The sequence below is a fragment of the Kosakonia sp. BYX6 genome (assembly GCF_038449125.1).
In the GTDB taxonomy this organism is placed as follows: domain Bacteria; phylum Pseudomonadota; class Gammaproteobacteria; order Enterobacterales; family Enterobacteriaceae; genus Kosakonia; species Kosakonia calanthes.
Genome location: NZ_CP151800.1, coordinates 3,077,091 through 3,089,222, shown reverse-complemented (window position 1 = coordinate 3,089,222; position 12,132 = coordinate 3,077,091). Strand labels below are relative to the sequence as shown.

The 12,132-nt window shown below is 55.7% G+C and carries 9 protein-coding genes; 4 read left to right on the top strand and 5 right to left on the bottom strand.

All coding sequences use genetic code 11. The features are described 5' to 3' along the window. Positions 1–6: 6 nt before the first annotated feature. Positions 7–1,725 (bottom strand): ubiquinone-dependent pyruvate dehydrogenase, encoded by a 1,719-nt coding sequence (gene poxB / locus AAEY27_RS14490; protein ID WP_342321335.1) that lies wholly within the window; start codon positions 1,723–1,725, stop codon positions 7–9. Between the two features lie 152 nt (positions 1,726–1,877). On the opposite strand from poxB, the gene AAEY27_RS14485 reads away from it, so the two are divergent. Continuing rightward, the gene (locus AAEY27_RS14485) at positions 1,878–2,306 is read left to right on the top strand and encodes a DoxX family protein (protein ID WP_342321334.1); all 429 of its coding nucleotides are present in this window, start codon (positions 1,878–1,880) and stop codon (positions 2,304–2,306) included. Positions 2,307–2,394: 88 nt separating this feature from the next. Here the strand turns inward: AAEY27_RS14485 and hcr are convergent, their stop codons facing one another. The 3 genes from hcr to AAEY27_RS14470 all read right to left on the bottom strand — a co-directional run bounded on the left by hcr (position 2,395) and on the right by AAEY27_RS14470 (position 6,071). Beyond that, positions 2,395–3,363 (bottom strand): NADH oxidoreductase, encoded by a 969-nt coding sequence (gene hcr, locus AAEY27_RS14480; RefSeq protein ID WP_342321333.1) that lies wholly within the window; start codon positions 3,361–3,363, stop codon positions 2,395–2,397. A 10-nt stretch (positions 3,364–3,373) separates the two neighbouring features. Then, positions 3,374–5,026 carry a hydroxylamine reductase gene (hcp, locus tag AAEY27_RS14475; protein ID WP_342321332.1) on the bottom strand — a complete coding sequence of 551 codons (1,653 nt, stop codon included), beginning with the start codon at positions 5,024–5,026 and terminating at the stop codon, positions 3,374–3,376. Positions 5,027–5,171: 145 nt separating this feature from the next. Continuing rightward, complete coding sequence (locus AAEY27_RS14470) at positions 5,172–6,071, bottom strand: lysine exporter LysO family protein (protein ID WP_342321331.1); 900 nt, start codon at positions 6,069–6,071, stop codon at positions 5,172–5,174. 175 nt (positions 6,072–6,246) lie between these two features. On the opposite strand from AAEY27_RS14470, the gene AAEY27_RS14465 reads away from it, so the two are divergent. Next, positions 6,247–7,905 (top strand): ATP-dependent endonuclease, encoded by a 1,659-nt coding sequence (locus AAEY27_RS14465; RefSeq protein ID WP_342321330.1) that lies wholly within the window; start codon positions 6,247–6,249, stop codon positions 7,903–7,905. Here the strand turns inward: AAEY27_RS14465 and AAEY27_RS14460 are convergent. Then, positions 7,902–8,861, bottom strand: a complete 960-nt coding sequence (locus AAEY27_RS14460; RefSeq protein ID WP_342321329.1) for a VirK/YbjX family protein — start codon at positions 8,859–8,861, stop codon at positions 7,902–7,904. The two genes, AAEY27_RS14465 and AAEY27_RS14460, sit on opposite strands and share 4 nt — an antisense overlap. A 162-nt stretch (positions 8,862–9,023) precedes the next feature. Here AAEY27_RS14460 and macA point away from each other — a divergent pair, with 162 nt between their 5' ends. Both macA and macB read left to right on the top strand, forming a co-directional pair. Beyond that, positions 9,024–10,139 carry a macrolide transporter subunit MacA gene (macA, locus tag AAEY27_RS14455; RefSeq protein ID WP_342321328.1) on the top strand — a complete coding sequence of 372 codons (1,116 nt, stop codon included), beginning with the start codon at positions 9,024–9,026 and terminating at the stop codon, positions 10,137–10,139. Beyond that, positions 10,136–12,082 carry a macrolide ABC transporter ATP-binding protein/permease MacB gene (gene macB, locus AAEY27_RS14450; protein ID WP_342321326.1) on the top strand — a complete coding sequence of 649 codons (1,947 nt, stop codon included), beginning with the start codon at positions 10,136–10,138 and terminating at the stop codon, positions 12,080–12,082. Before macA ends, macB begins: the two co-directional genes overlap by 4 nt. Positions 12,083–12,132 lie beyond the last annotated feature (50 nt).

Genomic DNA, 12,132 nt, shown 5'->3' with positions numbered 1-12,132 from the left:
TCTGTTTTACCTGAGCCAGTTGGTTTTCGCCAGTTCGATAACCTCGTCGCCGCGCCCGCTGATAATGGCGCGCATCATATACAAACTGAAACCTTTGGCTTGTTCCAGCTTGATTTGCGGCGGGATCGCCAGTTCCTCTTTGGCGACAGTGACATCCACCAGCACCGGCCCATCAATGGCGAAGGCGCGTTGTAGGGCATCATCCACATCGGCGGATTTTTCCACGCGAATACCGGTAATGCCGCACGCTTCGGCGATGCGTGCAAAGTTGGTGTCCTGCAATTCGGTGCCGTCGGTGAGGTAACCGCCGGCTTTCATCTCCATCGCCACAAACCCGAGCACGCTGTTGTTGAAGACGATAATTTTCAGCGGCAGTTTCATCTGCACCACTGAGAGAAAATCGCCCATCAACATGCTGAAACCGCCGTCACCGCATAGCGCCACCACTTGCCGGTCTGGAAATGTCGCTTTCGCGCCCAGCGCCTGCGGCATGGCGTTGGCCATAGAACCGTGGTTAAAGGAGCCGATTAAGCGGCGTTTGCCGTTCATTTTCAGGTAACGCGCCGCCCACACGGTAGGCGTGCCGACATCGCAGGTGAAAATGGCGTCGTCATCGGCGAACTGGCTGATCTGTTGCGCGAGGTATTGCGGGTGAATGGCTTTGTCGCTCGGCTTCGCCAGCTCATCCAGCCCTTTGCGGGCATCGCGGTAATCCTCCAGTGCTTTATCGAGGAATTTGCGGTCAGTCTTCGCTTCCAGTAACGGCAGCAGGGCGGCAAGCGTCGCTTTGATATCCCCGACCAGCGCCATATCCACTTTACTGTGTGCGCCAAGGCTTGCCGGATTGATGTCGATCTGGATGATTTTCGCGTCGGTCGGGTAAAAGGCGCGGTAAGGAAATTGCGTGCCGAGCAGCACCAGAGTGTCGGCGTTCATCATGGTATGGAACCCGGAAGAAAAACCGATAAGCCCGGTCATCCCGACATCATACGGGTTGTCGTATTCCACATGCTCTTTGCCGCGCATGGCGTGCACAATGGGTGCGTTGAGTTTCCCGGCAAACGCCAGCAGCTCTTTATGCGCTCCGGCGCAGCCGCTTCCGCACATCAGCGCGACATTGCTGGAGTAGCGCAACAGTTGCGCCAGTTTTTTCAGCTCATCTTCTGTCGGGGTGATAACCGGCTGCGGTGCATGATACCAGTGGCTACTGGCCGTTTCCGGCGCGGGTTTCAGCGCCACATCGCCCGGCAACACCACCACCGACACGCCTTTATTGAGAATGGCTTTGCGCATGGCAATCGCCAACACCTGCGGGATCTGCTCCGGGTTGGAAACCAGTTCGCAATAATGGCTACACTCGCGGAAAAGTTCCTGCGGGTGAGTTTCCTGAAAATAGCCGCTGCCGATTTCGCTCGACGGAATATGCGCCGCGATTGCCAGCACCGGCACATGGTTGCGGTGGCAATCAAACAGGCCGTTAATCAGGTGCAAATTCCCCGGCCCACAGGAACCTGCGCACACGGCCAGCTCGCCGGTCAGTTGCGCTTCAGAACCGGCGGCAAATGCGGCGACCTCTTCGTGACGGGTTGGCATCCAGTCGATCGTACCCATGCGGTTCAGGCTATCGCTTAGCCCGTTGAGCGAATCACCGGTGACACCCCAAATCCGTTTTACGCCAGCCTGTTCCAGGGTTTTGGCGATATACGCGGCCACTGTCTGTTTCATTATGACGCTCCTTTTTGTGATCACGATTACAAGCTTAGACAATGTTTGCGACATGGATCGGGTTTCGCATGAACCTCCCTGAAACAGGGGTTTATTTTTATTTTAGTTCGGAATAGTCTGGTTGCAGTCGATGAAAACAGGAATCATTTCAAATGGTTAAATCATTGTTAAACTCAGTTAATAATATGTTTTCGCATGAAGATTTCGGCCGCTTGTTGTTGCGTTTTATGGTCGGTGGGCTGATGTTGTTCCACGGTTTACACAAATTAATCGGTGGAATCGATGGCATTGCCGGCATGCTGGTGGCGAAAGGGTTCCCGGGATTTATCGCTTACGGCGTGTTGATTGGTGAAGTGCTGTGCCCGATTTTGATTATTCTCGGCATTTTCACCCGTCCTGCTGCGCTGGTACTGGCCTTTACCATGGTCGTAGCGTGGTTGATGGCAGGCATTGGCAAAACCGGCTCGCTGGATGCCACCGGTGCATGGGCGATTGAAAGCATCGTGTATTACTTTATCGCCGCGCTGGTGGTGGCGTTTATTGGTGCGGGCCGCTATTCCGTGGCGCCGGCGTGGAAGTAGTTTAGAAATGCCCGGTGGCGCTACGCTTACCGGGCCTACAATCCCCCGTAGGCCGGATAAGCGCAGCGTCATCCGGCAAATTCAAGCGTTACGCCAGCACCAAATCCCCTTGCGGGTGGCAGGAGCAGGCCAGCACGTAACCGTCGGCAATTTCCTGTTCGGTCAGCGTCATGGTGCTACTGACCGAATACTCCCCGGAAACCACCTGCGTTTTGCAACAGCCGCAAACCCCGGCGCGACAAGCCACGTTGACCGGTACTTTATTACTTTCCAGCGCTTCCAGCAGCGTGCTGCCCACTGGCGCATAGAAAGTTTTCATTGCCGAGAGTTTGCTGAACTTCAGCCCGCTGGTGGCGGCTTCGGCAACGGGCGTAAAGAACTGTTCTTTAAAGAAACGTGTGACGCCGAGCGCCTTCACTTCTTTTTCTACCCATTCCATATACGCCGCTGGGCCGCAGGTCATTACCGTGCGTGCCGCCAGATCCGGCACTTGCGTGAGCAGTTCGCGGCTCAAACGACCGACAGCGAAACCGGCAGTAGCATTATTTTCTGCCACCAGCGTGATCGGGTAATCGCGCCATTCGTTGGCGAAAATCACATCTTCCGGCGAGCGCACATTAAAGATCACCTGCACATCGGCCTGCGGACGGTATTTCGCCAGCCAGCGGCGCATCGACATAATCGGCGTCACGCCACAGCCCGCCGCCAGCAGCAACAGCTTATCGTTCGTTTCGTTATCGCAGGTGAATTCGCCCTGCGCGTCGGAAAGCCACACATAATCGCCGCGTTTCACTTCGCGCGTCAGCCACTGCGAGCCTGCGCCTTCCTCAATTCGACGAACGGTCAGCGTAATGTATTCGCTGACGCCCGGCGTAGAGGAAAGGGTGTAAGCACGTAGCGTTTGTGCGCTGTTGCGAATACTCACCAGCGCATATTGCCCGGCGCGGTAGGGATAATAATCGTGGCATACCAGCGAAATCGTCCACACATCCGGCGTTTCCTGCCGAATATGGTGAACCTGCATACGCCACGGGCACTGCGGAGTTGGCATTGTCATGAATGGCTCCTTATGCGCTCAGCAACTGCTTAATATCCTGTTCAACGGTGGTGACAGACCGCAAACCGAATTTCTCATTCAGCACCGCCAGCAGGTCTGGCGTCAAGAAGCCCGGCGCGGTTGGCCCGGTGACAATATTGGTCACGCCCAGCGACAGCAGGGTCAGCAAGATAACAATTGCTTTCTGTTCAAACCATGAGAGCACTAGCGACAGCGGCAGATCGTTGACGCCGCAGCCGAGTTTTTCCGCCAGCGTCACCGCCAGAATAATCGCGGAATAGGCGTCATTACACTGCCCGGCATCGACCAGGCGCGGCAGGCCTTCGATGTTGCCGAAATCGAGTTTGTTAAAGCGGTATTTACCGCAGGCCAGCGTCAGGATCAGACAATCATCCGGGACCTGGGTGGCGAAATCGGTAAAGTAGCTTCGTTCGCCGCGCGCCCCGTCACAGCCGCCGACCAGGAAGACGTGGCGCAGTTTTTCGCGGCTCACCAGGTCAATCAATGTATCGACCGCCCCGAGCAGGGTCTGGCGACCAAATCCAACGGTAATCAGGTGTTCGATTTCGCTGTACGGGAAGCCGGACATCTGTTGTGCCTGGCGGATCACCGGCGCGAAATCGTCGCCTTCGAGGTGGTTGACGCCCGGCCAACCGACAATGCTGCGCGTCCAGATGCGGTCATCATAGGAACCGACTGTCGGGTCGATAATGCAGTTAGACGTCATAACAATAGGGCCAGGGAAACGGGCGAACTCCACTTGTTGGTTTTGCCAGCCGCTGCCGTAGTTACCGACCAGATGTTTGAATTTACGCAGCTCCGGGTAACCGTGCGCCGGCAACATTTCGCCGTGGGTATAGACGTTAACGCCGGTACCTTCGGTTTGTTGCAACAGGTTATAAAGATCTTTCAGGTCGTGACCGGAAATCAGCACGCATTTACCGGCTACCGCTTTCACGTTCACCTGAGTGGGCGTTGGGTGACCGTACAGGCTGGTTTCACCCGCATCCAGAATGCGCATCACGTTGAAATTCATCTGACCAATTTCCATGGCGCATTCGAGCAGGGCATTCATGTCTGCTGGCCAGGTTCCCAGCCAGGCCATGATTTTGTGGTACCGCGCGTAGATTTCGTTGTCGTACTGGCCCAGCACATGCGCGTGTTCCATATAAGCCGCCGCGCCTTTCAGGCCGTATAAGCACAGTAGGCGCAGACCAAGAATGTTGTCGCCAATCGCGGCTTTATCTTTGTTCGGCGTGAACTCTGCCGCCTGGCGCTGTAACTCGCCGAGATCGTCACTCACAAGTTGCAGGTCCGCCATCGGATTATCGACGTGAGAATGCGGGTCGATCGCCAGACACAGCGCTTTCAGGGCTTCACGTTTGGCAATGGCTTCACGGGCATAACCGACAATGCGGACTGAATCAAAGTTGACGTTGGTAAGTGTTGAGAAGAAGGCGCGCGGCGCGAAGTGGTCAATTTCATGGTCAATCAGATCGTAATCACGCGCTTTGCAAGCCCAGGCCGAAAGCCCCTGTAACGCGGCAATCAGCAAATCCTGGAGATCGGAGGTTTCAGCGGTTTTCCCGCACATCCCCTGCGCGTAAGAACAGCCGTTTCCCGCCGGGGTTCTGATGGTTTGTTCACATTGCACACAAAACATAGTCGCACCTTCTTTAAAGTTATATTTAAAATACATGTTTAAGGTTAAGCCCGTGTGCGGAGGCTTGAAAGCGCTTTTGTCGGCAATTTGAGGGGGAATTGATTTAACGCAATTTTGGCGGCAGAAGCCTACCGCCAAAGGGGTATCAGGCAGAGAAGAAGGCCATCAACAGCGGCACCAGCAGGCTCAGAAGAAAGCCGTGCACAATGGCGGCGGGAACCAGTTCAAGGCCGCCCGAGCGTTGTAAAACGGGCAAGGTGAAATCCATGGATGTTGCGCCGCACAACCCCAGCGCGGTCGAGCGGCTGCGGGCGACGAGGCCTGGAATCAGCATGATGGCAATCAATTCACGCGCCAAATCGTTAAAGAACGCCGCGCTGCCAATCACCGGGCCGAAGGATTCGGTCAGCAAAATACCGGATAACGAATACCAGCCAAACCCGGAGGCCATCGCCATGCCGGTTTTCAGCGGCAGGCCGAGGATCAACGCGTTAATCACGCCGCCCATTAGCGAACTCACCGCAACGACGACCGCGATAATCATGCCGCGGCGGTTAAGGACAATCTGTTTGAGGGTCATGCCGCTGTTACGCAACTGAATACCGACCAAAAGCAGCAGAAAAATCAGCGTGTATTCACTGGCTTCGGTCGCGTGCTGCAAAAAGGCCAGTCCGCTCAAACCAATAGCAAAACCAGCGGCAACCACGCCGCACAGCCGTAAGGATTCCAGCGCCATTGCAATGCGCGACGGTAATTTTTCCTGCTGATGATGGTGGTTCCACGGCAACGCGCGTTCCAGCCACAGCAGCGCGGCAGCGTTACACAGCAGAATAATCACCACGCTAACCGCTGAATAATGGAGTATCGACAGCAAATTCGCGCTGAGGTTATCAAGAAAGGCGAGGCTTATTCCCATAAAAAACAGGATCAGGTACACAATCCAGCTTAATAGTTTATTAATAAGCTTAAGTGCGGCGGTGTGACGCAGGGGAATAAGATAGCCAACGATCAGTGGCAGAAGAATGATTAACAATCCTGAAAACATGAACAGCCCGAACCCTTACAGAAATTGAATGCACGGGCACACACTACAGAAAGGCTGTAAATGAGTAAAGCTGCAAAAAATGAGCAGTTCTATGCACTTACAAAGCCTCAGCGGCGGGCCGCCATCCCGCTATACTTCTTGGTCAGGGAAAACGCGCAGAAAGAGCGGAGGGTGAATGATACTGGAGCGGGTAGAGGTTGTCGGGTTTCGCGGTATTAATCGATTATCGCTGATGCTTGAGCAGAATAACGTCTTGATCGGCGAAAACGCGTGGGGTAAATCGAGCCTGCTGGATGCGCTAACGCTGCTGCTGTCGCCAGCCACCGATCTCTATCATTTTGTTCGTGACGATTTTTGGTTCCCGCCGGGGGATTTTCAGGGGCGCGAACACCATCTGCACATTATTTTGACCTTTCGCGAATCCGAACCGGGTCGGCATCGCGTGCGGCGTTATCGCCCGCTGGCCGACTGCTGGGTACCCGGTGATGATGGCCATCATCGCCTGTTTTACCGCCATGAAGGAGAGCTTTCAGAAGATGGCAGCGTAATGACTTTACGCGGTTTTCTTGATGCCGAAGGGCAGTTGTTGCCCCTTGATAATATTGATGAATACGCCCGACATTTGGTGCGTTTGTCGCCGGTTTTGCGCTTGCGGGATGCGCGGTTTATGCGCCGCATTCGCAATGACAGCATGCCGGACACGCCGCTGGTGGAAAGCACCGCGCGCCAGCTTGATTTCCTCTCCCACGAACTGGTTTCCCGCCCACAAAACCTTACCGATGGGCAGATTCGCCACGGTTTGTCGGCGATGGTGCAACTGCTCGAACACTATTTTGCCGAACAGGGAAGCGGAGCGTCGCACCAGCGCCTGATGCGCCGTCGCTCCCATGATGAACAGCGCAGTTGGCGCTATCTCGACATCATCAACCGCATGATTGATAAACCCGGCGGACGGATGTATCGCGTGATCCTACTGGGCTTTTTTTCCACGTTATTGCAGGCCAAAGGCTCGGTACATCTCGATCGCGATGCGCGCCCGCTGCTGTTAGTGGAAGACCCGGAAACGCGGCTGCACCCGATTATGCTCTCCGTGGCCTGGCAACTGCTGAACTTGCTGCCGCTCCAGCAAGTGACAACCACCAATTCCAGCGAACTGGTTTCGCTCACCCCTGTTGAACATGTTTGCCGGCTGGTGCGCGAGTCTTCGCGCGTGGCGGCCTGGCGGCTGGGGCCGGGCGGGTTAAGCGCCGAAGATGGGCGGCGCATTACCTTTCATATTCGCGTTAATCGGCCTTCTTCGCTGTTTGCCCGCTGTTGGTTACTGGTGGAAGGAGAAACAGAAACCTGGGTGATTGGCGAACTGGCGCGCCAGTGCGGCCACCATTTTGACGCAGAAGGGATCAAAGTTATCGAGTTTGCTCAGTCGGGTTTGAAACCACTGGTTAAATTCGCCCGACGAATGGGGATTGAGTGGCATGTGCTGGTCGATGGCGATGAAGCGGGGAAAAAATATTCCGCCACCGTGCGCAGCTTGCTGGATAACGATCATGACCAAACCCGCGAGCACCTTACCGAGCTGCCCGCGCGGGATATGGAACATTTTTTGTATCGGGAAGGTTTTGCCCGGGTCTACCACCGCGTGGCGCAACTGCCGGAAAACGTGCCCATCAATCCCCGGAGGGTGATCACCAAAGCAATTCATCATTCGTCGAAACCGGACTTGGCGATTGAAGTGGCCATGGAAGCCGGGCGGCGCGGCGTTGAGTCGGTACCGCCGCTGTTTCGCAAAATGTTTTCCCGCGTGCTATGGCTGGCGCGCGGCAGAGCGGATTAACGTTGACAATGCGCAGCGGTCTGCGCATGCAGGCTGTCGAGTAATGCATAGCGACGGCGGTATTCCGCACGCTTTTTGCTGGCGATCTCGTCCATCGGTTTACGTGGCATTGCCAGCGGCAGAACGAAGTCGCCTTTCGCATCAACGACGGCGCCGAGAGAGACCCAAAAGCTGTTGTAATCTGCGTGCAATTGGCTCTTTTTCTTACGATAGCGCAGGCAGCGGTAGATATGCGTTTCGTTACTCACCGCGCGAATTTCATCAACGGCAAAAAATTGCGCCAGGGCCATCGCTGTTTCCACCAGCAAGCGTTTTGGAAACAGGCCATGGCAGATTTTGGTCGCCGCGTGGATCGCCTCATGGGGAACATGCGATTTTGGGCCTTGCAGCCCGCCAATAAAGAGCGTGTTTTTCCCGGCAAACGGGCACAGCGTAAAGGTCAGGCGCGCCAGCGTGGTTTCTTGCTCATCGCAAAAGAACAGCGTCGCTTCGCCTTCTTTATCCAGTGTGGCATCCGCTTGCAGACGCACTGTACAGGTCTGCCCATCTTTACCTGTCAGCAGGGCGAGCGTAATGCCCTTCATGCTGAGATAACCATTGAGCAGCCTGGCCGGTAACAGGCGGGTGAAGCTATCGTAATGCCAGTAAATCGCCTCACTTGCCTGTTTACGATCGAGCGTGATTGACAGCCAGGGGCGATGTAACCGGTACGGCAAACCCGGCTGCATATGGAGTTTTTGCGCTAAAAAAGGCTGCCGGACAAGGCGGGAAAGATACTGTGCGGTGCAAAAGGGCATCGCCAGCGAACGGAACAAGAACTTACGGCGATGCGACGGTTTTAACCAGACAGGCCCTGGCATGAGTTCACCGCTCACCAAAGTACGAAAGAGTTGCCAGGTTGTTTTCGGCAGTGGCAGCGGCAATTGCGGTTGAAATACAGTAGCGAAAGTGGACATGGCGTCATCCGGTAGTCACATTAGAGACCGCAATTTCAACAGGCGCTCATTCAATGCCGACTCAATAGAAAATGGAGAAAACGCGAAGTTAATGTTTCGTTGAGAATTGGTTTAGTTAGAATTGTTCTCTATAAACCGCATGTCCGATTATCTGGGATTTTTATGAAACTGAAGGGAAAACGCAGGGCAGGATTGATTGTGCTGGTCGTCGTCATTTTGCTGGCGGCTTTCTGGCTATGGGGGAAACTGAATGCGCCGGTGGTGCAATACCAGACGCTGATTGTCCGCCCTGGCGAGCTGCAACAAACCGTGCTGGCGACCGGTAAGTTGGACGCGTTACGCAAAGTCGATGTCGGCGCGCAGGTTAATGGGCAGCTAAAAACCTTGTCGGTGAATATCGGCGACAAAGTGAAGAAGGATCAATTGCTGGGCATTATCGATCCAGATCAGGCCGAGAATCAGATTAAAGAAGTGGACGCCACGCTGATGGAACTGCGCGCGCAGCGCCGCCAGGCGCAGGCAGAGCTGAAACTCGCGCAGGTCACTTTAGCGCGCCAGCAGCAACTGGTAAAAACGAACCTCGTTTCTCGCCAGGATCTGGACACCTCAGCCACGGACGTGGCGGTGAAAGAGGCGCAGATCGGCACGATCGACGCCCAGATCAAACGCAACCAGGCAACGCTGGATACCGCGAAAACCAATCTCGATTACACCCGCATTCTGGCACCGATGGCCGGTGAAGTGACGCAAATCACCACTTTGCAGGGGCAAACGGTGATCGCCGTGCAACAGGCGCCGAACATCCTGACCCTTGCGGATATGAGCACGATGCTGGTGAAAGCGCAGGTTTCCGAAGCGGATGTGATTCACCTGAAATCGGGGCAAAAAGCGTGGTTTACCGTGCTGGGCGATCCGGGCACCCGCTATGAAGGCGAACTGAAAGACATTTTGCCAACGCCGGAGAAAGTTAACGACGCTATCTTCTATTACGCGCGTTTTGAAGTCCCGAACCCGCAAGGTGTGCTGCGCCTCGATATGACCGCGCAGGTGCACATTCAACTGACCGGCATGAAAAATGTGCTGACCATTCCGCTGGCCGCCCTCGGCGACCCGGTTGGCGACAACCGCTACAAAGTGAAAGTGCTGCGCAACGGCGAAACCCGCGAGCGGGAAGTGACGCTCGGCGCGCGCAATGACACTCAGGTGGTGGTGGTCAAAGGCCTGGACGCCGGTGATGAGGTGGTGATCGGCGAGTTGAAAGACGGAGCGGTGCAATGACCGCGTTGCTTGAGCTGAATAATATTCGCCGCAGCTATCCATCCGGGGACGGGCAAGTCGACGTTCTGAAAGGTATTACGCTTAGCATCAACGCGGGTGAAATGGTGGCGATTGTCGGCGCGTCCGGCTCCGGCAAATCGACGCTGATGAATATTCTCGGTTGTCTGGATAAACCCAGCAGCGGTACGTACCGTGTGGCGGGCACCGATGTTTCGACGCTGAGCGGCGATGCGCTGGCGCAACTGCGCCGTGAGCACTTTGGATTTATCTTCCAGCGCTACCACCTGCTTTCGCATCTTTCCGCGGCGCAAAATGTCGAAGTTCCGGCGGTGTATGCCGGAACCGAGCGCAAAGCGCGGCTCGCGCGTGCCAGAGAGTTGCTGGCGCGGCTTGGGCTGGAGGAGCGCGCAGATTATCAACCTTCGCAGCTTTCTGGCGGCCAGCAGCAGCGCGTCAGTATTGCGCGCGCGTTAATGAATGGCGGGCAGGTGATTCTGGCCGATGAACCCACTGGCGCGCTGGACAGCCACTCCGGCGAAGAGGTGATGGCGATCCTGCATCAGTTGCGCGATCGCGGGCACACGGTGATTATCGTGACTCACGATCCGCAAGTGGCTGCGCAGGCCGAACGCGTAATTGAGATCCGCGATGGCGAGATCATCAGCAATCCACCCGCAAAACAGACCATGACACAGCCCATCAATCACGATGCGGTTAGCGGGCAGGCTGCGGGCTGGCGGCAGTTTGTCAGCCGTTTTCATGAGGCGCTGACCATGGCATGGCGGGCGATGGCGGCCAACAAAATGCGCACCTTGCTGACCATGCTCGGCATTATTATCGGTATCGCTTCGGTGGTGTCGATTGTGGTGGTGGGCGATGCGGCAAAACAACTGGTGCTGGCGGATATTCGCTCTATCGGCACCAATACGATTGATGTCTACCCCGGTAAAGATTTTGGCGATGACGAGCCGCAATACCAGCAGGCGCTGAAATATGACGATCTTGTTGCCATCCAGAAACAGCCGTGGGTGCGTTCCGCCACACCTTCGGTGTCGCAGAATTTGCGGCTGCGTTACAACAATATCGATATTGCGGCCAGCGCAAACGGGGTGAGCGGGCAGTACTTTAATGTCTACGGCATGACGTTCAGCGAAGGTACCTCCTTTAATACCGAGCAGGAGAATGGCCGCGCGCAGGTGGTGGTGCTCGACAGCAACACGCGTCGACAACTGTTTCCGGATAAAACCCGTGTCGTCGGCGAAGTGATTCTCGTCGGGAATATGCCTGCGACCGTCATTGGCGTGGCGGAGGAGAAGCAGTCGATGTTCGGCAGCAGTAAAATCCTGCGCGTCTGGCTGCCTTACAGCACGATCGCCGGGCGCATTATGGGCCAGTCGTGGCTGAACTCCATCACCGTGCGCGTCAAAGACGGTTACAGCAGCGAGCAAGCGGAGCAGCAATTAACGCGGCTACTTAATCTGCGACACGGCAAGAAAGACTTTTTCGTCTGGAATATGGACGGTGTTCTGAAGACGGCGGAAAAGACTACGCGGACACTGCAACTGTTTCTCACGCTGGTGGCGGTCATTTCCCTGTTGGTTGGTGGCATCGGCGTTATGAATATTATGCTGGTGTCAGTGACCGAGCGTACCCGCGAGATTGGCATTAGGATGGCGGTTGGCGCGAGGGCGGGCGATGTGCTGTCGCAATTTCTGATTGAAGCGGTCTTTGTTTGCCTGGTGGGTGGTGCGCTGGGCGTGACGTTGTCGATGCTGATCGCATTTACTCTGCAGCTCTTTTTGCCCGGTTGGGAAATCGGTTTTTCACCGGTGGCGCTGCTAACGGCGTTTTTGTGCTCTACCTTTACCGGCGTGTTGTTTGGCTGGCTACCCGCCCGCAATGCCGCCCGGCTGGATCCGGTGGATGCGCTGGCCCGCGAGTAATAAAAATGCCAGCCGCGTGGGCTGGCATTTAACTGCTTTATGTACACAGT

Bases quoted from the DNA above. Each gene is read 5' to 3' on its own strand.
- poxB (WP_342321335.1), bottom strand. From the start codon at position 1,725: ATGAAACAGACAGTGGCCGCGTATATCGCCAAAACCCTGGAACAGGCT.
- AAEY27_RS14485 (WP_342321334.1), top strand. From the start codon at position 1,878: ATGGTTAAATCATTGTTAAACTCAGTTAATAATATGTTTTCGCATGAA.
- hcr (WP_342321333.1), bottom strand. From the start codon at position 3,363: ATGACAATGCCAACTCCGCAGTGCCCGTGGCGTATGCAGGTTCACCAT.
- hcp (WP_342321332.1), bottom strand. From the start codon at position 5,026: ATGTTTTGTGTGCAATGTGAACAAACCATCAGAACCCCGGCGGGAAAC.
- AAEY27_RS14470 (WP_342321331.1), bottom strand. From the start codon at position 6,071: ATGTTTTCAGGATTGTTAATCATTCTTCTGCCACTGATCGTTGGCTAT.
- AAEY27_RS14465 (WP_342321330.1), top strand. From the start codon at position 6,247: ATGATACTGGAGCGGGTAGAGGTTGTCGGGTTTCGCGGTATTAATCGA.
- AAEY27_RS14460 (WP_342321329.1), bottom strand. From the start codon at position 8,861: ATGTCCACTTTCGCTACTGTATTTCAACCGCAATTGCCGCTGCCACTG.
- macA (WP_342321328.1), top strand. From the start codon at position 9,024: ATGAAACTGAAGGGAAAACGCAGGGCAGGATTGATTGTGCTGGTCGTC.
- macB (WP_342321326.1), top strand. From the start codon at position 10,136: ATGACCGCGTTGCTTGAGCTGAATAATATTCGCCGCAGCTATCCATCC.